Genomic DNA, 22,961 nt, shown 5'->3' on the forward strand with positions numbered 1-22,961 from the left:
TCATGCGATTTCGGGCGCTATTTGTTTTTATTGCGAGCTTGATTATCCTTCCTTCTGCTTTTGCGCAGACGACTCAAGTTGAGTATCGCTTTATTGGGGCCGGTCTTTCGGCCTCGGCTAAAAATAAGGCGAGTTTGAGTTTTGTCGAATCGCCTCGCTTGGATCAGTTAGTTTTACAGGGCTTGGCTGCATTAAACCTTACTCAGGATCAAGTGGATTGGTTGAGTAGTCGCATGTATAACCGCGATGCAGAATTCACTCTGAAAGAGCAAGTGGTGGCTGGCTTGGCCAAGCGAGCTGAGCATGCCTGCGGTAATACGCAGCGAAATGGAATTGCCTTAAACAGCACCCTCCGGCGTACCTCATTTGCGCAACGTCTCTATGCGCCACTCGACCCGGATATTACCCGCTTAGATATTGAGAAGAATTCGAAAATACATGGGCGCGTATTGGTGACGTTTGCGTCCAATCAGTCGCCTAGCCCGATTGAAATTTTTGGCAATGTTGAACACCCCGGGCGCTATCCTTGGCGCAGCCGCGTTAGCGCGCGCGATTATTTAAAAAACTCCGGAAATTTGGCTATCGCCGGTCAGCGAGTGGTGGTGATTCAGCCCGATGGTGTGCAGCAAGCTCATTCTTTGGGGCGGTTTCAGGGCGATTTCCAAGATATTGCACCGGGGGCCCTGATTTATGTGCCCTTTGACTTTTGCGATACCTTCACGGCATTAAGTGATAGGGCTGATCTAGACCAGATGATTATGAATTTGTTGGGAAGTCGCTTGCCATGAGAACCGTATTTTACTGTGGCGGCTTACTTCTATGTGGTTTGTTGAGTTTTTCCTTAAACACTGCCGCAGATGAATTTAGCTACCCGGCGCTGAAATATTCTCAATCGGATTTTGGTGGGGTTGGCTTATTGCAAATGCCAAGTGCCCGAATGATGGATGATGGGGAGTTCAGTGTTGGTATTACCAATAATGAAGACTATTTAAACTACACCGTTTCCTTGCAGCTGTTTCCTTGGTTTGAAACTACCATCCGCTATACCCAAGTCCACGATTTGAAATACAGCAGTGATCCAAGCTTCAGTGGCAATAATTCTTACACAGATAAATCCATCGACGGAAAATTTAGGCTGCTTAATGAAACCCGTTGGTTGCCCCAAGTCTCACTTGGTTTCAGGGATATTGGTGGTACCGGGCTGTTTGATGGAGAGTATTTAGTTGGTAGCAAGCAGTTTGGCCCTCTCGATTTAAGTCTGGGTTTGGGGTGGGGTTATCTCGGTAATCGAAATAACTTAGGTGATACTAGAGCGACACCGGATTGTGGTCGTGATTCGACTTACGGTGGTCAGGGTGGGCAGATTGACTCTGGTCGCATGTTTAGTGGTTGTAAGGCTATTTTTGGCGGGCTGGAATATCAAACTCCTTTTAGAGCGCTGGTTTTCAAGCTGGAATATGACGGTAATGACTATCGCAGTGATTTTCCGGTGCGAAGTGGTGCCAGCCCGATGGAGGTCGACTCCAATTGGAATTTTGGTGCGGTGTACAATCTGAGTAATTCGACCCGATTGCGGGTTGGGTATGAGCGCGGGAATACCGTTTCACTGGGATTTACTATGGCCACCAATCTGGCCCAGTTGCGGCCCAATTGGCGGGATGAAAAAAAGCCTGACTACAAGCCTGCAGAACCGCGGGCTGAATTGACGCCGGAGGAATGGCAGGCTCTGGCGATGAATCTGGATAAAAACGCCGGCTATGCGGATGCCAGTATTTATCGTGAAGAGCAGTCGATTATTATTGAAGCTCGTCAGCGAAAATACAGAGATCGTAAAGAGGCGGAAGAGCGTGCGGCCTTGTTACTGCAAAATAGCGGTATTGATGTAGATAGCTACAGGATTATTGAAACAAGTAACGGACAGCCATTAACCGAAACTGTAGTTGATCCAGTTGCATTTGGGCGGTTTGCTGATCGGGATTACTACGGCGCTGACTTGGACGATGCCCGTGTGGTGATGAATCCACAGCCTGTTGCCGGGAAGCTCAAGGCGAAAATGAACGACCCGTTTTACTTTGGTCTTTCACCCAAACTAGAGCAATCTGTAGGTGGCTCTGAAACCTTTTATTTCTATGCGATTGGTGTGCGTGCTGCGACCAGCTATCGATTCAGTAAGCATTTTCTTGCTTCAGCGGGTCTTGATGCCAATATTCTGGATAACTACGACAAGTTCAAATATACCAATTCCCCGGATGGTACAGATCTGAAACGGGTTCGCACTTTGATTCGGCAGTATACGGAGCCGGTGGCAAGGCTGAATAATTTGCAGTTAACTTACTTGGATCATTTTGGTGATAGTTTCTACTCGCAAGTGTATGCGGGTTATCTGGAAACTATGTTCGCTGGGGCTGGATTTGAATTGCTTTACCGGCCATTGGCTAAAACTTGGGCTTTTGGGGTGGATGCGAACTATGTGAAGCAACGCAATCCCGATAGTGTTCTTGGTCTGTTTAGTGAGGAAGTTCAGCCTGACGGCAGGGTGCAAACCGGGGGCTTTACCGGACATGCGACACTGTATTGGCGGCCTGAGATTCTGCCGATGCTCGATGGTACCTTGCTAGAAATCAGTGCTGGGCAGTTCTTGACAGAGGACAAAGGTGTCTTAGTGGACTTCTCGAGGCAATTTGACAGTGGGGTGATTGTGGGGGCTTTTGCTAGTAAAACCGATTTGTCAGCGGAAGAGTTTGGCGAGGGTAGTTTTACCAAGGGCTTTTATATCTCTATTCCATTTGATGTGATGACAGTTAAGCCCAGTACTGGACGAGCTACCATCGGATGGCAGCCTCTGACTCGGGATGGGGGGCAGAAACTTGGTCGGAAATATTCATTGTATGGGATGACCGATGCCCGTTCGCCTTGGTATACCCGAGCAATTCAGGACTAGAGCGGTTTTATACCGCCTTAGTCCTTCTCTAGAGCTTCAGCTCAATCCGCTTTGCGCAGTTCTTTCTGCACCCAATCCAGTGCCGTTTGATAATGTTCGGGCAGGTAAGCTGCCAGCTCAGTCAGTGCGGCTTGTACCGCTGCTTTTTGTGGGTGGTTCACATTGATATGGCCGACCTTGCGGCCCTTGCGAACTTCCTTGCCATACCAGTAGGTGCGGGCGCAGGGAATTTCCAGCCAGTGGCGATCGCGCTCAATGCCAATAATATTAATCATCACGCTTTGGCCGCGAACTTCCGGGGCTTTAATGGGTAAGCCGCTCACAGCGCGCAGGTGCATTTCAAACTGGTTTACGCAGGCGCCGGCTTGGGTCCAGTGGCCGCTATTGTGAACGCGCGGGGCCAGTTCGTTTACCATGAGCTGGTCGCCAACGCGGAAGCATTCCATGGCCATTACGCCGACATAATTGCTGGCGTCCATGATTTTGCTCAGCATGGCTTCGGCTTGTGCTTGCAAGTGGCTTACCCGATTTACCGGCGCGACGGAGGCCATCAAAATGCCGTCACTGTGCAGGTTTAGCGTGAGGGGGTAAAACACGGTTTTACCGCTGCTGTCTCGTGCGCCGACCAGCGAGAGTTCTTCTTCAAAGGGGATTTTTTGCTCAGCAATCGCATGGCCTAGCCAATCGCTGGGCACTTCGTCGCCTTGATCTTGATACAACCAGAACTGGCCTTTGCCGTCGTAGCCACCAGTGCGGCGTTTCAGTAAAACGTCTTCGCCGAGCTCGGTATGTAGCTGTTCTGCGCTACTGCTTTCCTGTACTTCTCGCCAAGGCGCGGTCGCAATCTCCAGCTCATCCAGCATTTGCTTTTGATAAAGCCGGTCGGCAATGCGGCCAAAAATACCCGCGTTCATAAAGCTGGGCTGCTGGCTGAGAAATTCGGTCATCGGCGTGACCGGCCACTGTTCGCGCTCAACCGTGACCACATCGCCGTCTTTAATTTCAGGCAGTTCGGTGGCTTCAGGTTCGAGGGGAACCACTCTCAGGGCGAGAGGGTAGGCGGCTTGTTGCAGCATGGCGCCGAGTTGGCCGGCGCCGAGTACCCAGACAGTTTGCATTAGCTCTCTCGAGGGTCAGGATTTTCAAGAACGGTGTCGGTTTGGTTTTTGCGGAACGTTTCCAGTCGCTCGGCCAGTGCGGCATCGCTATTGGCCAGAATCTGGCAGGCGAGCAGGCCTGCATTAAACGCGCCGGCGGTGCCAATCGCTAATGTGCCTACCGCAATGCCTTTAGGCATTTGCACAATAGAAAGCAGGCTGTCCATGCCGTTTAGGGCGCGGCTTTGTACTGGCACGCCCAATACGGGCAGGCGGGTTTTGGCGGCCACCATGCCGGGCAAGTGCGCAGCGCCACCGGCACCGGCAATGATTACTTCGTAGCCCGCATCTACAGCGGACTCGGCGAAGCTCATCAGTTTGTCTGGAGTGCGGTGGGCGGAAACCACTTCTACGTGGCAGTCTACGCCCAGATCGGCCATGATTTCAGTGGCCGGACGCATGGTGTCCCAGTCGCTTTTTGAGCCCATAATCAGGGCGACTTTTGCTGTCATTCCTGCGCTCTCGTCGCGTGAAAACCGGCCATTATATAGAAAAAATCCAGCTTTGCATGTTTCTTGAGCAATGATCGTTAATGGCTTAGCGATACACCCGGCTCAACACCGCTTTCAAGTAGCGCGTTTCAGGAATGGCGGGGTGTACCGGGTGATCCGGCCCCTGCATACCCTCGGCCAAAATCTGGGCGCGGCGGTCAATATGACGGGAGCTGGCGCGGATAATATCCAGTAATTCTTCCCGTGGCATATGCATCGAACAAGAGGCGGAAATCAGGTAGCCGTGATCGCCAAGCAAGCGCATCGCCAATTCATTGATGCGGCGATAAGCGAGTATGCCTTCCTTCTGATCTTTTTTACGCTTAATAAACGCCGGTGGATCGACAATAATCACATCGAATTGCTGGCCCTCTTCTTTTAATTGCTTGAGCGCAGCGAAGGCGTCCCCTTCCAGCGTATTAAAAATATCGGCCTTGCCATTCAGTGCGGCGTTTTCATGGGCCTTGTCTAGCGCTAGCCCAGAGGCGTCGCAGCACCATACTTCTGAGGCGCCAAAGGCGGCGGCTTGAACGCCAAAACTGCCGACATAGCTGAATACATCCAAAACTTTCTTGCCTGGTGCCAATTCACGCAGCCAAGCGCGATTGGGGCGCTGGTCATAGAACCAGCCGGTTTTTTGGCCGCTTTTTAAGGGGGCGATAAAACGCACGCCATTTTCGATTAGCTCGACATCTTCTGGGCAGTTGCCAAAGGCTTCGACCACTTCTTCTGGCAGGCCTTCCAATTTGCGTACCGAGGCATCATTACGCAGCAAAATGGATTCGGGTTGCAGCAGTTCTACCAGTGTTTCGATAATGATATTGCGCATGGCATCCATGCCGGCGGTATTTAGCTGGACGGAAAGATGAGGGCCAAAACGATCCACAATCAGGCCGGGCAGAAAATCGCTATCGCCATACACCATGCGGTAACACGGCTCGGAAAATAATTGTTCGCGCAACGCCAGCGCAGATTGAATACGCTGTTTAAGGCGGGCCTTGCCAAATACCTTGTCGGCGGAGTCCAGCATACGCGCGCAGATCAGCGAGTGGGGATTTACATAAGCCACGCCAAGCGATTTGCCTTGAGCGCTCTCCACCCGAACCTGTTGGCCCGGCTCAAAATTTGCCAGCGGTGAAATGTTTTTATCGACTTCGTTGCTGTAAATCCACAAGTGCCCACCGCGCAGGCGGCGTTCTTCATTTTTAGCGAGTCGGAGAGTGGCTAAGTCCATCAATTTACCTGCGCGTGGAGGGAGTAAGCTGTGTATTATCCGCGTAAACCAAGGTATTAAAAAGGCATTGCTAGCATGAAAATCTGGGTAGATGCGGACGCCTGTCCGGTTGCGGCGCGAGATATTTTGTATCGCGCTGCGCGGCGAACGGGTCTGGAGCTGATTATGGTGGCCAACCGAGCGGTGCCGGTGCCGCCGGATGCCAATATTCGCTCGCTACAGGTTTCGCAAGGTTTTGATGTGGCGGATAACTTTATTGTCGAAAACAGCGAAGCGAATGATCTGGTCATCAGCAGCGATATTCCCCTCGCGGCTGAATTGATTGCCAAGGGAGCGGCAGTGGTGAGCTTTCGTGGTGAGCGCTACACCGCTGACAATATCAAAGGCCGGCTCAATATTCGGGATTTTATGGAAACTATGCGCGCTTCCGGTGTGCAAAGTGGGGGGCAGAGTGCCTATGGTCAGCGTGAGAAGCAGGAGTTTGCCAATCAGCTGGATCGTTACCTAGCGCAGGCCGTGGCTGCAAAAGGACGGCGGAGCACTTAAGTTCGCAGTTTGCACAGTAGGCTGTAGAGTTTTTGGGCATCGGATTTCCCTAGCCGCTGTTCAATCATGTTTCGCGCTTCCGCGTATTTCCCCTCGACGGCTTGGGCAGATAGCTGCGCAGCAAAATACGTTAGTAGTCGCTGTTGCGATACGGTCTGATTTTCAGATGCGGGGCCGCCGCCGTGTTCTATCTTTGAAGGCGCAACAAGTTGCTGGCTTAATTTGAGTAGTTGCTTTTCCCATCGTGTGAATGCGGCCTTGCCAATAATGCGGCGAAGTTCATCCTCCAAGGTGTTCATCGCCGAGACCGAAGCCACAATGAGCGCTTGCCCTTCTTTAGTAAAAAACAATCGTTTGCTGCGCCGGTCATCCGTCGAAGTGCGTCTCTCAATATATCCCCGCTGTTTCAGCTCACCGGCTATGCGAGAAATAGCCTGAAGCGAAACGCCGTTGTATTCAGCCATCTGCTGCATGGGTGTGCCGTCGTTGTCGATCAATACCAGTACCTGTGCATAGGAAAGCTGCAAATTCAGATAGCCTTGCTGGGCCAGAATTTCGGTCAGCCTGCGGTGAAAATGACGGTTGAGCATGCCAAACATCATGCTGGGGATATTCAGCGCCGGATGGTTCTCGTTATTGGCAGAAGGCAGGTGATAGTGCACCGCCAGTTTGCGCAGCGACATGGTGAAGTCTGCCATGGGCTTGTCACCCAGAATGTCGGAAAGCATCCGGTTAATCGTCATTAACTCCTCGCCTGCGGCGGCAATCATCGTCTGGCCCTTGGCGCTGAGATGTATCTGCTTAGCGCGGCCATCGTGCGGGTCGGGACGCTCCTCAATATAAGCCGCCTTTTTAATGGGCTTGAGTGCCTGCAGACAGAGTTGTTTGCTGATGCCGAGCTGTGCCGCAAGATCGGTCAACCGCAGCGCTCCCTGCGACAGCAGAGTCAGCGGTGCGCTGTAACTCATGGCGAGATTCTCGTAACCCTGCCGTACCAGTGTGTTCATGCTTAGCTTTTCAACATAGGCGGTCATTTCGCCCAAATGGCGAAGGGGATTGTTGCGGTATCGCTGCCACGACTGATCTAGCTGATTCAGGGTGTTGGTGTTACTGGGGGCGGGTTTGATGGGCAAGAGTATCGTCCAAATATGGTAAATATATATTTATTAAATAATATACATATATTTACCATATTGAAAATATTATGTTAGTTTTAATCTACCGCAGGCGCCCTCTATGGTGCGCTGGGCAAAGATAAAAATAAAAGCAGTCCTGAGGTGAAAGATGAATCAACCGGCCAAGGTACAGCCGAATAGCTACAGCCCGTACTCTCACGAAGTGCACCACGACCCCTACCCTTGGTACAAAAGTCTGCGTGAGCAAGACCCAGTGCACTACAACGAGGAGCACGGCTTTTGGTTGTTTAGTAAATGGGAGGATTGCCAGAATGCCTTCCGCGATTTTAAAACTTACAGCAGCTCCAAGGGGGTTGCGCTGGAAGCGGATCAGTCGGCGAATGACGGCTATCCCATGTTTATTTTTATGGATCCGCCGGATCACACTCGCATTCGCAAGCTGCTTTCTGGGTTGATGGTGCCGCAACGTATCAAGCGCCTGGAGGATTACACTCGCGAGAAAGCGGCCAGCCTGTTAGATCCATTGTTAGCCAAAGGCGAGATGGATGTGATTAAAGATTTCAGTGCCATTTTACCGATGGATGTGATCTCAACGTTGATTCATGTGCCGCTGGAAGATCAGGACACGGTTCGCCACTGGGCGGATGATCTGATCTACCGTGAAGACGGCCAGTTCGAACTGAGCGAGCGCAATATCAACGCGTATCTTAGTCTGGCTAGTTATTTTGATGCCCATGCCAAGCGCATGTCTGAGCGTCCCTTTGATCCCGATGATATGTATAGCTGCGTTCTGCAGGCCAAGAAAGAAGGGAAGATGACTCATGAGGATGTCATTGGTTTTGGCATTTTGCTCGCCATTGCCGGTAACGAAACCACGACTAAGCTGATCGGTAATATGGCCTACCGCCTCTGGGAAAATCCCGTGCAGCGTCAACGCTTGTTGGATCACCCAGACCGAATCGCCGATGGCGTGGAGGAAACCCTGCGCTTCGATGGTTCCAGTCAGATGATTGGTCGCACCCTGATGCGTGATGTTGAAGTGCGCGGTCGCAAACTCAGAGAGGGTGACCGGGTTGGCTTGTGCATTATTTCAGCAAGTCGAGACGAAGAGCGCTACGACAATGCCGATGTTTACGATGTCTTCCGAGGCGCCCGCGACCATATGGCCTTTGGTATGGGGGTGCATTCCTGCTTGGGAGCGGCCTTGGCAAGGCTCGAGGTACGGGTCTGTTTTGAGGAGCTGCTAAAGCGCATTCCCCACTACGAGCTCGATCTGTCTCGTTCAACGCGCGCCCATAACCCGAATGTGCGCGGCTTCAGTTCTCTACCCATGAGTTTTAACCCGGTTTAAAAGGAGTCGATGATGATCGAATGTGGCTTTATCGGGCTCGGTAATATCGGCAAGCCCATGGCAAAAAACCTCGCCCGAAAGGCAGTGCAAAGTAAGCTCAGCTTGCGAGTTTACGATGTAATGCCCGCGCCGATGGCCGAGCTGGAAGCGCTTGGGGCGAAGCCAGTAGATAGCCCGGAGGAGATCGCTCGGCACTGTGAGCTGGTGGGTATCTGCGTGCGTCACGATCAGGATGTGGAAGACTTGCTCTATGGCAGCGGAGCGAGTGCTGGAATTTTTGAACTTGCACCCAAAGGTGCGGTTTATGCCATTCACAGTACGGTGAATCGCGACAATATGCGCCGCTGGGGGCGCGAGGCTGCCGAGCGTGGCCTGCATGTGGTGGATGCGCCGATTACCGGTGGCGAAGCCAAGGCCGAGGCTGGTGATTTGTGCATCATGCTTGGCGCCGATGAGGTGCTAAGTGAACGCCTGCAGCCGATGCTGGCATGTATGAGTACTAGCGTGGTGGCCGCCGGAGCAGTGGGGGATGGCACGGTACTGAAGCTGGCTAACAATCTGATGAATTACATCGCCTTTGTCGCGGCCAGCGAGGGTATGGGGCTGGTGAAAAACGCCGGCGTGAATCCTGAGAAATTGCTGGAGGTGGTTGAGGCGAACGGCGTGATGGGGCCGCTGGCCCGGCAGTTTGTTACCGGACGCGATGGCATGCATGCCGCCTGCTCAGTCGAGGATATGGAGGCAATATTTGGCCCCTTTGCCAATCTGGCGGAAAAAGATCTGGACCATGCTTTGGCGCTGGCTGGGCAGCTCAAGCTGAACCTGCCTTGTGGCAAAACCGCGCGGGATGGGATTCGCCAGACTTTTTTGCATCCCATCGTGCCCGCCAATCAATAAGTCCATGCTTCCTTAATATCAGTGACTCCCAAATAAAAAAGACTAAAGGCTGATAACAATAATGACCGACCTGAAAACTGATTTAGCCCGTTTATATATCAACGGCCAACTTTGCGCGGCGCAGGGTGAAAAGACCTATAGCAATAGCAGCCCACTAACAGAAGAAATAATTGGCGAAGCGGCGGATGCCAGTCTGGCGGATGCTGAGCGTGCCATCGCCGCAGCTAGACAGGCTTTTGATAATAGCGAGTGGTCGCGTGATCACCGCTATCGCCTACAGTGTTTGCGCCGTTTTGTTGAAGGGATGCAGGAACAGGCGGCGCTGATTCGACAGGCGGTTGGAAGCGAAACTGGCGCCACACAAATGTTCGTGAATGGCCCGCAGGTGGATGGGCCGCTGTCGATGGCGAGCTGGCCGTTGGATTTTCTGGAGCGCTTTAACTGGCAGCGAGAAATTGGCGAATACGAAGTCATGGGAATTAAAAGTCAGCGCCGGGTTTGGAAAGAGGCTGCCGGGGTGGTGGCGGCGATTAGTCCGTGGAATTTTCCGCTGCAAATTAATTTGGCTAAGTGTATTCCCGCGCTGGCGGCGGGTTGTACGGTGATCTTAAAAGCGGCGCCGGAAACACCTTGGTCGGCCTCGGTGCTTGGGAAAATTGCCGAGGAGGCGGGTATGCCTGCAGGGGTGTTCAATGTGCTGACGGCAGCTGATCCCGCCGCTATTGGCGAATTACTCAGCACCGACCCGCGTGTGGATGTAGTCTCGTTCACCGGCTCTACGGCAGTGGGTCGAGCGGTCATGCGCAATGCTGCCGATACAGTGAAACGCGTATTTCTCGAGCTGGGTGGTAAGTCGGCGATGGTGGTGCTGGACGATGCGGATTTGGGATCTGCCATGTTCGGTGTATTTGGCGTTTGCGCCCATAGCGGCCAAGGTTGTGCGATCACCACTCGCTTGCTGGTGCCACGAGAAAAACTGGCCGAGGCAGAACAGCTGGCGGTGGCGTATCTGGGAGGCATGCCCTATGGCAGCACTGATACCCGCGGTGAAATGCAGGGGCCGCTGATTAGTCAGCGCCAGCGCGATCGGGTCTTGGCCTGCATCGAAAAAGGCAAGGCCGAGGGCGCAAAGTTAATTCTCGGCGGCGGCGTGCCTCAGCATATCGACAGGGGCTATTTTGTGGAGCCCACGGTATTCAGTGAGGTGGATAACAGTATGAGCATTGCGCAGGAGGAAATCTTCGGCCCGGTGCTAGCGATCATTCCCTATAAGGATGAGGCCGACGCGCTGCGCATTGCCAATGATTCCATTTACGGTCTTTCCGGTGGGGTGTTTTCCGCCAGCGAGGAACGTGCGCTGAATTTTGCCAGTCGACTCCGTACCGGCACGGTCAATATCAACGGCGGTAACTTCCTTGGCCCGGATGCGCCATTTGGCGGTTATAAACAGAGTGGTGTTGGTCGTGAAATGGGGCCGGAAGGCTTTGAAGAATATCTGGAAACCAAAACCGTGGCGCTGGGGTGTAGCTGATGTCCGTTTTTCATCCGGGTATTCAAGATCGCGTTTATGCCGTGACCGGTGCCAGTAGTGGCTATGGTTTGGCTATGGCCAAAGCCATTGTGGCAGCGGGTGGCAAGGTGGGGTTAATCGCTCGAGGTAAGGAGCGATTAAAAAACGTTGTGGCCGAGTTGGGCGAACAACAATGTTTTGCCGTTGCCGCAGATGTGACGAATAGCGCCGAGGCAGAAGAGGCACTGAAGGCGATTAAAACCCATTATTGCCGACTTGATGGTGTGGTTAACAATGCAGGTATGGCGCGCCCCGGTTTTGCCGAAAACTACAGCGATGCCGAAATTCAACAGCAACTCAATTTGAATATCGCTGCCGCCATGTATTGCACGAGGGCGGCCATTCCACTGCTTCAAGGCGGCGACAACCCGCGCATCGTCAATATCAGTTCCGCCAGTGCCGAGCACCATGACGAAATGCAAGGCCTGTCACTCTATGCGGCCAGCAAGGCGGCGCTGGAGCGCTTGAGTCGGGATACCCGCCGTGAGCTGCAGGAATACGGAATCGGCCTGACTATTCTGCGTCCCGGTGCGGCCATGACCGAGTTTGCCGCCGGTTGGGATATGGCGCGACTGGAGCAAGCGGTGACCGCCTGGAATAAGCGTCAGGGTGGGTTTATGGATACCGGTATGGAGCCGGGTCATGTGGCCGATGCGCTGGTGTATTGCTTGGGGGTGCCCCCGGGGGTGTCAGTGGATGTGCTGGAAGTGCGTCCCAACCGCCTAGCCGAAAAATTCAAATTTTAATAAGACTCTATGACGGAGCGAGTGATGACAGAAATTACCTACGTAGAACACAACGGAACCGAACATACGGTAGACGTCGATGAGGGCATGAGCCTCATGGAGGGCGCCACCTTGAATATGGTGCCCGGTATAGAGGGCATGTGTGGTGGCATCTGTTCCTGTGCGACCTGTCACTGCTATATCGAGTTGAGCGATCAGCAAGGTTTACCTGCTATTTCGGAGGGCGAGGAAGATATGTTGTGCGGTGTAGAAGATCGACGCCCGGAGAGTCGTCTCGGTTGTCAGGTGCCGGTGACTAGCGCCATGAATGGCTTGCGTGTGGCGATGCCGGAATCGCAGAGCTGATTTTTCAGAAAAATAAAAATACGGAGAAAGAATATGAGTTTTCAAGACAAAGTCGTGATTGTGACCGGTGCTGGGCAGGGGATTGGCGAAGCCTACGCCAAGCGTTGTGCCAATGAAGGAATGAAAGTGGTGGTGGCGGAATTAAATGCTGAACAGGGCGAGCGCGTAGTGGCGGAAATCTGTGAGGCGGGCGGCGAGGCCATGTTCTATAAGGTCGATGTCGGTAATGAGCAATCCTGTCTGGATTGTGCTGCGAAAGTTGTTGAGGCCTTCGGGAAAATTGACTACCTCATCAACAATGCCGCGATTTTCGGCAATATGAAAATCGAAGGCTACCTGAATGTCGATATGGATTATCTCGAAACCTTTATGCGGGTGAATGTGCATGGTGCCCTGTTGATGGCTCGCGCCTGCGTGCCACATATGCCCAAGGGCAGTGCGATTGTGAATCAGTCCTCTACCGCGGCATGGATGAATATGGGCTTTTATGGAGTTGCCAAGCTGGCCGTGAATGGCCTGACCGGGTCGCTTGCGCGGGAGCTCGGGTGGCGAAAAATTCGCATCAATGCGATTGCTCCCGGCCCTACCGAGACGCAAGCGCTGAGAAATACTGCAGGTGATTATGCGGATGAATTGGTCAAGCAAATGCCGCTGAGTCGGGTGGGTACGCCGGATGATATGGCTGATGCGGCTCTATTCCTGCTATCGGATAAAGCCTCTTGGATCACCGGCCATATTCTCAATGTAGACGGCGGCCAGTTTATGCGCGTGTAAGGGGGCGAATATGAATAATGATAAACGTGAACGCGGCATTGCCCGTTACCACGAGGTCTATAACAATCAATTGCCCGATCCACCGGCAGAGGGTGAGGACCGCTTTTTTGATTATATGTTGGGCAGCCTGTTTGGTGATCTGTGGTCCAATGAAACGCTGAGCATTCGTGATCGCCGTTTGTTGTTGCTGGGTGCGATCACTGCCCAGGGCGAGGAAATGACTTTTGCTATACAGGCCGAGTCCGCTTACCGACGTGGGGAAATGAGTATTGCCGAACTGGAAGAAGCGGTGCTGTTTCTCACGCAGTATGTAGGCTATCCGCGTGCATCGAAGCTGCGGCTGACACTGCTGGGCATGATTGGGAAGTGGAAGAAGGAGTTGAGTGCCGAGTAGTATCGGCACTCCGTTTTCAAAAATTCTATAAACCAACGGCGGGCAGTAATCTTCTGCTTAAAAATGCTCGCAGCTCTTCATCACTGCGAGTCAGTGTTCCTTTTAAGGTCGTCAGTGAAAGCGCGAGTCGAACGCTGATTTCAATAATTTCCATCAAATCATTGGCGTCGATGTCGGGCTCATCTTTCAGAATTTCGCCAAAAATCATCAGTAGTATTTGTTGGCCCTCAGTGTCTTGCAGGGCATCTTCATAGATATCACTGGGGATTTCCGTGTGGGTAACAATATCCAGATGGGGTTCGGTCGGCAGGGTATTCACGGCGTAAACCATCGCTTCAATCAGTTTTTCGGCCGGGCTGGGAAACGCGGAAATATGCGCCACCATTCGCTCCGCCAGTGCGTAGCCAGATTGCAGTAAGGCGGTACGGATGACCTCGTTCTTATTCGAAAAATAATTATAAACCGTTGGGCGGGTCACTCCGGCGCGCTTGGCAATATCGTTGAGGCTGGTTTTCTCCAGTCCCCAGTCTTTCACGCAGGTGATCGCGGCATCAAGAATCCGCAGTTGGGTGTCGTTGAAGTTATCGCTAAAGGCTAAGGGCTGATTAATCTTATTCATCATTCAAATGGGGGAGTCACAGTGGCTTTACACTTTTTCATAAAGTGTAATACTGTAAATCCGCTTTGTCAGCCTTTGTAAGCAAGAACACGTGGTGGGGTGGCGATCATGATCGCTGCTGTTCGGGCTGAAAATTAAAATAATGATAATAGTAGTGAGGTTGCTATGGGCGCTAGCGCAGTTTCACCGGCGGCGAAAAATAATCAGCCCCCCGAGGCTAAAGGCGGTTTGCCACTGCTAGGGCAGATGCTGAATTTTGCACGTAATCCTTACCAGTTTGCCAAAAAGCTGGCTGATGACCACGGCGAGTTTGTCAGTTTTAAATTGATGGGACAGCGGATCTTTTTGCTAACGGGTGAAGAGGCTAGCACGCTGTTTTATCGCGGTACTGACGAGCAGCTTGATCAGTCAGCCGCTTATAAACTGATGACGCCAATTTTCGGTGAAGGCCTGATTTTTGATGCGCCTAACGACAAGAAAAACCAGCAACTGAAAATGCTAATGCCGTCTTTGCGCATGGATGCGATGCGCAATCATTCCGGCAAGATTGTGCAGGAAGTGGAAGACGCGATTGCCGACTGGGGCGATAGCGGTGAGATTGATCTGGTCGATTTTATGAAGCGCCTGACCATCAATACTGCTAGCCACTGCTTGTTGGGGCGGGAATTTCGCTATGAGCTGAGCGAGGAATTTGCCGAGATTTATCACGATCTGGAAAAGGGCGTAAGCCCTCTGGCCTACCACTTCCCCAATTTACCTATTCCGCGTTTTCGCCAGCGCGACAGGGCACGGCAACGCCTTCAGGATCTGGTCGGAAAAATCGTTAAGCGCCGTGAATCGCAGAGTGAAAAGCCGACCGATATGTTTCAGTCGCTGATTGATATGCGCTATGAGGATGGCACACCGCTGGACGACAATGAAATTACTGGCATGTTGGTGGGTGCGATCTTCGCTGGTCACCACACCAGTTCCGGTACGGCGGCTTGGGTATTACTGGAACTTTTGAAGCATCCCGGCATTTTGCGCAATGTGCGTGGCGAGCTGGATGAATTGTTGGGCAGTCGCGGCGAAGTCAGCTTCCAGAGCATGCGTGAAGTTCCGCAATTGGAAAATGTGTTGAAGGAAGTGCTGCGCCTGCATCCGCCGCTGATTATTCTGATGCGCAAGGTCGCCCAGTCCATGCGCTTCAAAGATTACCAGATTGAAGAGGGCGATATGCTGTGGGCGGTGCCGCCGGTGACCCATCGCATGTCTTCTCTTTTTGATAATCCCGAAGTGTTTGATCCAGATCGTTTTGCTGGAGAGAACCCGGAAGATAAGCGTTTGATGGCCTACCAACCCTTTGGTGGAGGCAAACATAAATGTTCGGGTAATGCCTTTGCCATGTTTCAGATCAAGGCAATTTTTGCTGTGCTGCTGCGCCGCTATGACTTTGATCTGGTCGAATCGCCACAGAGTTATGTGGATGACTACAAGGAAATGATTGTACAGCCACTGTCACCTTGCCGAGTCCGCTATCGCCGCCGGGCCGAGAGTAGTTTTGCTAGCGAGTTTGGCAAGAGCGCCCCAGCGGCTGCCGAGGGTTGTCCTTTTCACCAGCAGACGGAGTCGGCGAGTTTGAAGGTGGTGCTTGATTCCCATCTTTGTCAGGGACATGCCATGTGTATTGGCGAGGCGCCGGAGTATTTTAGTCTCGATGAAGAGGGGCAGATGCATCTGATCAAAACCGATGTGATTGCGGCGGATCGCGAGCGCTTGGAAAAAGCCGTGCGTTTTTGCCCGAATCAGGCATTGAGATTAGAAGCCTCAACGCTGGGCGGCTCGAGCAAGGCAGCTGCTTCAAAATGAAGTCCTCGGCGGTATCAGAGATGACGATACTGGTCACCGGAGCAACCGGCTTGGTGGGCGCCCATTCGGCACTGGCCTTAATGAGGGCCGGGCACAAGGTGCGGCTATTAGTGAGAGATAAACACCGTGCTCGCAGCTGGTTCGCTCAACAGGGCGTCGCCGATATTCACTATATACAGGGCGATATGCGCGACCATATTTTGCTTGAAAAAGCCATGCAGGATTGTGATGCCGTTTTACATGCGGCGGCGGTAGTGGATTTGAATGCGTCTCGTGCTGAACAAACCTTGCAGGCGAATCTGGCGGGTCTTGAGGCGGTGGTTACGCAAGCAGTGGGGCTGCGTATTCCCAAAATTCTCTATGTTTCCAGTTTGGCAGTGTTGATGCGCCCCGGTGTTTTTTGTTTGCGAGAAAACGGACCAATGGCTGTCGCGCACGATGCCTACAGTCGAGCCAAGCTAGCTTGTGAGCAGCGGGTGAGAGATTTGCAGGAGTCCGGCGCGCCGATTGTCATCAGCTACCCCGCCGCCGTGGTTGGCCCGGATGATCCGAAACTCTCGGAGAGCAATGCCGCGCTACGTCTTTTTATAGAACAGTTTTTACCCCTAACCAGCAGTGGTCTGCAAATAGTTGATGCGCGGGATCTGGGTGAGTTTCATCGCCGAATGTTAGAAGCTCGATTGGATCAGTCTACTGTTGGTGGCAATGCGGAGCGCTATATCGTTGGTGGGCACTTTGTCGCTTGGCGGGAACTGAACGCACAACTTAAACAGCTTGGTACCCGACCCTTGGCCCTGCCTGTGCCGGGGTGGCTATTGCGAATATTGGGGGGCGTTATGGATGCCCTGCGGGTTTTCATTCCAGTGGAGTTTCCCCTGAGTCGTGAGTCAGCGCGCATGGCAACGCAGTTTGTGCCTGCAGACTCGAGCCGACTTTTACATCGCTATGGTGAGGGTTTTCGGCCTTTGTCGGAAACGCTAGCGGATACCGTGAGCTGGCTGGCAGAAAGTGCTCAGCTATCAAAGAAATGCAGTCCTGAAATTAATAACAATACTGTGGAGCTGAAAAATGGCAGATAAGCGTGTTGCCTCAATTACCCCCCCGAACAAAGCCTATCCTCGCGAGGAATTGGAAGAAATGGTGCAGCGTTGGTTGCAGGCCAATATTGATGCAGAGAAGGCTGGTGATTGGACTAGCCACCTGGGACCTATGTACACCGAAGATGCAGTATACGGCTGGAATATTGGCCCCAATGAAGAATTTGTCGCCAATGGTCGCAAGGAAATTTGTGACTTGGCGCTGGGGTATCAGATGCACGGCTTTGAGGAGTGGGAGTATCCCTATCACGACATCATTATTGATGAGAAGCGTGGAACGGTAATCGGCTTCTGGAAGCAAGTGGCGCCCTATAAACGTGAGGATGGCAGTCATTATGAGATTGCCGGTATAGGCGGTTCCTGGTTTGAGTATGCCGGAAATTTTCAGTGGGCTTGGCAGCGGGATTTCTTTGATCTTGGCAATGCCAAAGATTGTTTCTTCCAGCTGGCAGGCGCTGGTGCGCTAGACAAGGTGGTGAAAGAGAAAATACACCTTCAGGCCAAAGGCGATTTACTTCCCGGTCACCGCAGGCTACGGGAGGAGCCCAGTAAAATTCAGAAAGTTCGCAATACACTCGCCATGGTGAAGATCGCAGTTACGGGGCGCTAAGCCCCCATTATTGATTGCGTTAGTAAAATAATAATAGGTGAAAAATGATGAGCGGCTGGTTTTCTGAAAACCCGGATAAAGCTTGGGTTGAAAAATTCTTTTTGATCTACACGCCAGTGTGGATGGTGTTAATGGCGATCATGATGCCCACTGGCTGGGCAGAATCCGCGGGTAATGGTGCGCTGCTGTTTCATGGCTTGTTAGTTGCGTTGCCGATTATTGTAGTTCCGGCACTATTGAATAAGCGATTTGGCAGTGGTTCGTGGTGCGATAGCTACTGGCTCAAAGTGAATCTCTACCTGTTTATATTCGGCTTTTTCGGCAATTACTTCGGCTCGGAATATTTCTTCGATACTTTGGGCATGGTCTACAACTACCCCAATGCCACCACCAATCTGGATTCGGCGTTGCTGGGTAGTGGTGAGCAGAAAGTGCCGCTGATTATGTATTTCTATACCCACGCCTATTTTATGACGTACCACGCCACGGCAAATATTACCTTGCGTAAATTTCGTTCGCTTAATTTACCCGCTGGTGGATTCTTATTTGCCGTGATGGTGTTTGTGGTGGGTTATCTCTGGGCTTGGGCAGAAACCAAGGCGATGGCCAATCCGATGCTGGAAAGCAGCTTTTACTATAAAGACATGAGCCGAATGCTGGCCTACGGTTCGGCGATTTACGCGACATATTTCGTTGCCAGCTTCCCGATCTATTACTGGATAGACGAAATAAAAACCAGAAAATGGACGTTGTTGCAGGTGGCGGCAGGCGGTATGGCTGCGAGCATGCTGACTTTTTATATGCTCGATATCACCACTCATATTATCGGCCGCTTGTAGTGCAGGTCGAGCAGAAAACAGCCTGAAAAAATAATAAGAGGACAGGAAAGGATGGAGCGCAACAAGCGTGCTGTTAATAAACTGAGAGCCATCACATTGGCGGTGGCGGGTCTTGGATTCGTTGGGCTCGCCGGTGCAGAAACACCCCTGCTTGAAGTGAAAACCAAACGTAAACCGGTGGAGTCTTCGGCGATACTTGAAGAGGTTTATGTGACGGCGCGGAAGCGGGAAGAGAACCTGCAGGAAACCCCAGTGGCAGTTAGTGCCATTGGGGCAGATGCGCTGCGTGAAGCCGGTATTGGCAGTATCACTGATCTGCAGGGGGCGGTGCCAAGTTTGCAGTTCGGTCAAAGTGGCTCCAAAACACCGGCGATTTTTATTCGTGGCATTGGTCAGCGCGAGGCGACATCAGTACTCGATCCCGGCGTGGGTGTGTATCTCAACGGAATTTTTATTGCCCGGCAAGACGGTCAGCTGCTGGACACGGTTGATACTCAGAGTATTCAGGTGCTGCGCGGCCCTCAGGGCACGCTATTCGGTAAGAACAATACCGGCGGTGCAATTCTGGTAACCACTAAGCAGCCTGACCCCACGGAGTACTCTGGTGGTCTGATGATTGATATCGGTAATTACGGTCGTGAAGACGTAAAGTTGAATGGCAATATCCCGTTGTTTGATGGTAAGGCTGGTATGCGTTTGGTGCTGAATAATCGCCGACTAAAAGGGTATTTCGAGAATACTAATGGCAATAGTGATTTTGCCGATGAAGACCGCCTCTCCCTCTCTGCGAGGTTGTTCTGGGAGCTGCGCGATGATTTCAGTCTCGATCTGTTCGGTTTTTGGAGTAAGCAGGATGAGCGCAGTGTCGGCATGACGTGTTTGTTCCAAAATCCTGACGCAAACATTATGCAGCTGCGCTATCCGGGGCAGCCAGAAATTACGAATGCTTGTCGCGACAGTGAGCGGGCATTTTCTCGTAGTGAATACGAGATGAACCAAGAGCACAGTGAGATTAGCATGGTAAATACCATGCTGGCGTTGAGTCTGGATTGGTCAATTTCTGAAAATTACAGCCTGAAAAGTATCTCTGCCTTCAGTTTTCAGGATGGTATACATCGCAACGACGATCAGGATGGTACTCGGGTTCCTGCCCTAGATAGCGGTACCGAGTCGCTCAACAGAACGCTAAAAGCTGATGGCAAAGCGGTTCCTCAAGAGGAACGTTATCAATTTAGCCAAGAACTCCAGCTTAATGGTTTGGCATTTAATGAAAAGCTGAATTACACCGTTGGTGGCTTTTTTTCTTATGAAGAAATTTCAGACAATCCGTTTAGTCAAATGGTTGGGCCAAAAGGCTTGGCCGGGGTGCGACTGAGTTATGCCTGCGGGATTGGGGCGGAGGCTCTCGGATCAATTTGTGGCCTACTAGATGACACTCTGATTTTGCCTCTTGCAACAATATTTGCTAATCGCAGTGATTTGGAAAATGAAAGTTGGGCTGCTTTTGCGCAGGGCACTTACTCGATTACCGATTATCTGCAACTCACATTGGGGGCGCGTTATACCCATGAGGAGCGCAAGCGGAGCATGACCGTCTATGAGGTTGACGCGCTTGAGTTTGGAACTCGAATTGGCGCGGTATATTTAGATCCTGTTGGACTCTACTCACCCATCACCATGTTTCAGTTTAATAACTTAGCGACTAATCAGCCGGATCTGCCGATTATCGTGAATGAAAATGCAGATAGTGGTAGTGCCGAATGGAATAACTTCACGCCCTCGGCAACCTTGTCGATGCAGGCTAGAGAAGATTGGCTGGAAAAAATGAAGCTGGAAAGCTTTATGGTTTACGCCACTTACTCGGAAGGTTTTAAGGCTGGGGGCTTTGAACCCAAGGGACCGGAATTGGTGTCATTTAACCCCGAAGAGGTGGTGAATTACGAGCTCGGTTTCAAACTTGATGCGCTGAATTCACGGATGCGGATTAATGCGGCGGCTTACATGATGGACTATGAAGAAATTCAGGTACGCGTGGCCGAGCAAGGACAACGGATTTCTGATTTGTTTTTGTATTTGAGTAACGCCGGTAAAGCGCAGGTGAATGGCGCGGAACTGGAAACCGTATTTGTATTAGGAAATTGGTTTATTCAGGGAAGTTACTCTTGGACAGATGCTTCTTATGAAGAGTTTGATGCCAATGTGATTATTCCTGGTCAAGGTGAGTTTATTGCTGACCGCAGTGATGAGCCATTTGCGCTGGTGCCTGAGACAAGTTGGTCATTCTCCGTGGCATATAACTGGCTTACACAAATAGGCGCCTTTAGCTCGCGGCTTTCCGCCTATTATCGCAGCGAGCTATTCACCGGTATTGATTACCTCTCAGATGAATTTGAAAGCTCATTCATTGAGGAGCAGACCACTTGGAATTTTCGGCTGGCTTGGCATCCTGATGAAAATCTTAATGTCACCGCCTACGTTAATAATCTGACGGATGAGCAATATTTCTCCAGTGGTTTTGCGGTGTCGGCATTACTGGGTGCGGCCACCTTGGTACAGGGCAATCCACGCTCCTATGGTGTGCAGGTCGGTTATCAGTTCTGAGGAATTCCCTGACTGGGTTTACTGGTTGACTGTTTGTAAAGTGGCAGCTTGCAAGGATATTCTTTTCAGTCCACATTTGCCGGTAAACAGCGCATCCAGATAGGGAAGATAGCAATGAGTCAGTGGTTTGATGTGCTCGGTGGCTTAGGTGTTTTTCTGCTGGGCGTAGTCATCATGACCGATGGCCTAAAAGGCTTGGCCGGTGATGCCCTGCGCCAAACGCTAACCCGCTTTACTCGCAGCCCTTATTCCGGTGCGGCGACCGGGGCATTCAGTACCGCGATTCTGCAATCTTCCAGCGCTACCACTGTCGCGGCGGTGGGGTTTGTGGGCGCGGGTTTGCTCACGTTTTCCCAGGCGTTAGGCATTATTTTCGGTGCTAATCTTGGCACTACCATTACCGGCTGGTTGGTGGCCTTGGTCGGTTTCAAACTCAAGCTCGATAGCGTCATGCTGCCCATGGTGTTGCTGGGGGTGTTGCTGCATCTATTTGGTCGAGGCCGGGCTAAAAGTGGCGGCCTTGGTTTGGCGGGTTTCGGTCTGATCTTTGTCGGCATCAGCGCCATGCAGGCGGGCATGTCCGGGCTGGAAGGGCAGGTAACCCCAGAGAGCTTTCCGCCCAATACCTTGTTGGGACGTTTTCAATTATTGCTGATTGGGGTGGTGATTACGCTGATCACCCAGTCTTCCAGTGCTGGCGTGGCAGCGGCGCTAACAGCTGTGCATACCGGCACTATTAGTTTTGAGCAGGCGGCGGCAATGGTAATTGGTATGGATGTGGGGACTACCGCTACCGCGTTGTTTGCAACCTTGGGCGGCGCGCCGGAAACTCGCCGAACCGGTTATTCCCATGTCGTATATAACCTGATTACCGGACTGGGGGCGTTCTTTTTGCTGATTCCCTATGTGTGGGTGTGGCAAAACCTTGCGCCGGGCGTGATTTACACCCAGTCAGAAATTGCATTGGTGGCGTTTCACACCAGTTTTAACGCCTTGGGAGTACTGCTGATTTTGCCCTTTACCGGCGCTTTTTCGCGACTGATGTTTCGCCTAGTGCCAGAGCGTCAATCCGGTTTGGTCTTGCAGCTGGATCGTCATCTGATCAAAGAGCCGGTCATCGCATTGGAGAATTTACGCGTCAATCTTAATCAAATTGCGGCAGCCCAATTCCAATTTGGACACGATTTATTAAGGGATAAGGAAGCGGCAAATCCAGAGCGCTTGCAGGAAATTAAACAGGCGATTGAACAAAACCAGCGTTATCTCGATGAAATTCATACGCGTCCAGACAGCAAGCGAGAGTGGTCTTGGTTGTTGGCAGAAATGCACGCCGTAGATCATATGCAGCGTTTGAATTATCGCTTGCAGGAAACTCAGCGCGCCCAAAGCTGGCGAAATTCAGCGGATCTGAACGCGCTTGGGCATGAGCTGGAGCTGGGCTTTGCAGCCTTGGTGAACGGTGTGTCAGAGAATGGCGCTTGGTCGAATATTGCCGAACGGGCATCAAGTGTGGCGCAACACTGTCGAGATTTTGCGCAGCAGGGGCGTGAATTGGTGATGGCCAAGATTGCTCGTGGCGATGAAGATACCGTACAGGGCGATACCTTACTGGAGTCTTCGCGTTGGTTGCATCGTGTGGCGGGCCATTGTTGGCGAGTGAGCCATTATTTAAGTGAAGCGGAAATGCTTTCCCAAAGTGAAAAAATGTCGCCGGCAGAAAAAATGCCTATTGAGCCAGATAAAGTGCCAAATTAGTCCGCATTAA

The 22,961-nt window shown here is 51.9% G+C and carries 21 protein-coding genes; 16 read left to right on the forward strand and 5 right to left on the reverse strand.

What is annotated here, in order from left to right; all coding sequences use genetic code 11:
• Positions 1–2: 2 nt before the first annotated feature.
• Both IB286_RS02380 and IB286_RS02385 read left to right on the forward strand, forming a co-directional pair.
• Positions 3–788, forward strand: a complete 786-nt coding sequence (locus IB286_RS02380) for a capsule biosynthesis GfcC family protein (protein WP_190762055.1) — start codon at positions 3–5, stop codon at positions 786–788.
• On the forward strand, positions 785–2,941 hold the full coding sequence (locus tag IB286_RS02385) for a YjbH domain-containing protein (protein ID WP_190762057.1): 2,157 nt from the start codon (positions 785–787) through the stop codon (positions 2,939–2,941). Before IB286_RS02380 ends, IB286_RS02385 begins: the two co-directional genes overlap by 4 nt.
• A 41-nt stretch (positions 2,942–2,982) precedes the next feature.
• Here the strand turns inward: IB286_RS02385 and purK are convergent, their stop codons facing one another.
• From purK to IB286_RS02400, 3 genes are all read right to left on the reverse strand, one after another.
• A complete protein-coding gene (purK, locus tag IB286_RS02390; RefSeq protein WP_190762060.1) occupies positions 2,983–4,059 on the reverse strand; it encodes a 5-(carboxyamino)imidazole ribonucleotide synthase in 1,077 nt (358 codons plus the stop codon).
• Positions 4,059–4,550 (reverse strand): 5-(carboxyamino)imidazole ribonucleotide mutase, encoded by a 492-nt coding sequence (gene purE, locus IB286_RS02395; protein WP_190762062.1) that lies wholly within the window; start codon positions 4,548–4,550, stop codon positions 4,059–4,061. The genes purK and purE overlap by 1 nt, the downstream gene beginning before the upstream one ends.
• Before the next feature lie 85 nt (positions 4,551–4,635).
• Complete coding sequence (locus IB286_RS02400; RefSeq protein ID WP_190762064.1) at positions 4,636–5,823, reverse strand: class I SAM-dependent rRNA methyltransferase; 1,188 nt, start codon at positions 5,821–5,823, stop codon at positions 4,636–4,638.
• A 75-nt stretch (positions 5,824–5,898) separates the two neighbouring features.
• Here IB286_RS02400 and IB286_RS02405 point away from each other — a divergent pair, with 75 nt between their 5' ends.
• A complete protein-coding gene (locus IB286_RS02405; protein WP_190762066.1) occupies positions 5,899–6,369 on the forward strand; it encodes a YaiI/YqxD family protein in 471 nt (156 codons plus the stop codon).
• On the opposite strand, the gene IB286_RS02410 is transcribed toward IB286_RS02405, so the two are convergent.
• Positions 6,366–7,502 carry a MarR family winged helix-turn-helix transcriptional regulator gene (locus IB286_RS02410; protein ID WP_190762068.1) on the reverse strand — a complete coding sequence of 379 codons (1,137 nt, stop codon included), beginning with the start codon at positions 7,500–7,502 and terminating at the stop codon, positions 6,366–6,368. The two genes, IB286_RS02405 and IB286_RS02410, sit on opposite strands and share 4 nt — an antisense overlap.
• Positions 7,503–7,653: 151 nt before the next feature.
• Here IB286_RS02410 and IB286_RS02415 point away from each other — a divergent pair, with 151 nt between their 5' ends.
• The 7 genes from IB286_RS02415 (at position 7,654) to IB286_RS02445 (ending at position 13,582) form a co-directional block, all read left to right on the forward strand.
• On the forward strand, positions 7,654–8,856 hold the full coding sequence (locus IB286_RS02415; protein WP_190762069.1) for a cytochrome P450: 1,203 nt from the start codon (positions 7,654–7,656) through the stop codon (positions 8,854–8,856).
• Between the two features lie 12 nt (positions 8,857–8,868).
• Positions 8,869–9,753 (forward strand): NAD(P)-dependent oxidoreductase, encoded by an 885-nt coding sequence (locus tag IB286_RS02420; protein ID WP_190762070.1) that lies wholly within the window; start codon positions 8,869–8,871, stop codon positions 9,751–9,753.
• Between the two features lie 61 nt (positions 9,754–9,814).
• Positions 9,815–11,284: an aldehyde dehydrogenase family protein gene (locus IB286_RS02425; protein WP_190762071.1), complete on the forward strand. Its 1,470-nt coding sequence runs from the start codon at positions 9,815–9,817 to the stop codon at positions 11,282–11,284.
• Entirely contained in the window at positions 11,284–12,069 is a 786-nt protein-coding gene (locus IB286_RS02430) for an SDR family oxidoreductase (protein ID WP_190762072.1), read from the forward strand. The genes IB286_RS02425 and IB286_RS02430 overlap by 1 nt, the downstream gene beginning before the upstream one ends.
• Positions 12,070–12,093: 24 nt before the next feature.
• Positions 12,094–12,414: a 2Fe-2S iron-sulfur cluster-binding protein gene (locus tag IB286_RS02435; protein WP_190762074.1), complete on the forward strand. Its 321-nt coding sequence runs from the start codon at positions 12,094–12,096 to the stop codon at positions 12,412–12,414.
• A 33-nt stretch (positions 12,415–12,447) separates the two neighbouring features.
• Complete coding sequence (locus IB286_RS02440) at positions 12,448–13,188, forward strand: SDR family oxidoreductase (protein ID WP_190762076.1); 741 nt, start codon at positions 12,448–12,450, stop codon at positions 13,186–13,188.
• Between the two features lie 10 nt (positions 13,189–13,198).
• Positions 13,199–13,582, forward strand: a complete 384-nt coding sequence (locus IB286_RS02445) for a carboxymuconolactone decarboxylase family protein (protein ID WP_190762079.1) — start codon at positions 13,199–13,201, stop codon at positions 13,580–13,582.
• 25 nt (positions 13,583–13,607) lie between these two features.
• On the opposite strand, the gene IB286_RS02450 is transcribed toward IB286_RS02445, so the two are convergent.
• Positions 13,608–14,204, reverse strand: coding sequence for a TetR/AcrR family transcriptional regulator (locus tag IB286_RS02450; protein ID WP_190762081.1), 597 nt, complete (start codon positions 14,202–14,204; stop codon positions 13,608–13,610).
• A 162-nt stretch (positions 14,205–14,366) separates the two neighbouring features.
• On the opposite strand from IB286_RS02450, the gene IB286_RS02455 reads away from it, so the two are divergent.
• The 6 genes from IB286_RS02455 to IB286_RS02480 all read left to right on the forward strand — a co-directional run bounded on the left by IB286_RS02455 (position 14,367) and on the right by IB286_RS02480 (position 22,951).
• Positions 14,367–16,049: a cytochrome P450 gene (locus IB286_RS02455; RefSeq protein ID WP_190762083.1), complete on the forward strand. Its 1,683-nt coding sequence runs from the start codon at positions 14,367–14,369 to the stop codon at positions 16,047–16,049.
• Between the two features lie 20 nt (positions 16,050–16,069).
• Positions 16,070–17,128 (forward strand): SDR family NAD(P)-dependent oxidoreductase, encoded by a 1,059-nt coding sequence (locus tag IB286_RS02460; RefSeq protein WP_190762085.1) that lies wholly within the window; start codon positions 16,070–16,072, stop codon positions 17,126–17,128.
• Positions 17,118–17,756 carry a nuclear transport factor 2 family protein gene (locus IB286_RS02465; protein ID WP_190762087.1) on the forward strand — a complete coding sequence of 213 codons (639 nt, stop codon included), beginning with the start codon at positions 17,118–17,120 and terminating at the stop codon, positions 17,754–17,756. Before IB286_RS02460 ends, IB286_RS02465 begins: the two co-directional genes overlap by 11 nt.
• Positions 17,757–17,803: 47 nt before the next feature.
• Complete coding sequence (locus IB286_RS02470; RefSeq protein WP_190762089.1) at positions 17,804–18,595, forward strand: hypothetical protein; 792 nt, start codon at positions 17,804–17,806, stop codon at positions 18,593–18,595.
• Between the two features lie 51 nt (positions 18,596–18,646).
• Entirely contained in the window at positions 18,647–21,196 is a 2,550-nt protein-coding gene (locus tag IB286_RS02475; protein ID WP_190762091.1) for a TonB-dependent receptor, read from the forward strand.
• 114 nt (positions 21,197–21,310) lie between these two features.
• Complete coding sequence (locus tag IB286_RS02480) at positions 21,311–22,951, forward strand: Na/Pi cotransporter family protein (RefSeq protein WP_190762093.1); 1,641 nt, start codon at positions 21,311–21,313, stop codon at positions 22,949–22,951.
• Positions 22,952–22,961 lie beyond the last annotated feature (10 nt).

Origin of the sequence: Spongiibacter pelagi, from assembly GCF_014705705.1 — a bacterium.
Taxonomy (GTDB): domain Bacteria; phylum Pseudomonadota; class Gammaproteobacteria; order Pseudomonadales; family Spongiibacteraceae; genus Spongiibacter; species Spongiibacter pelagi.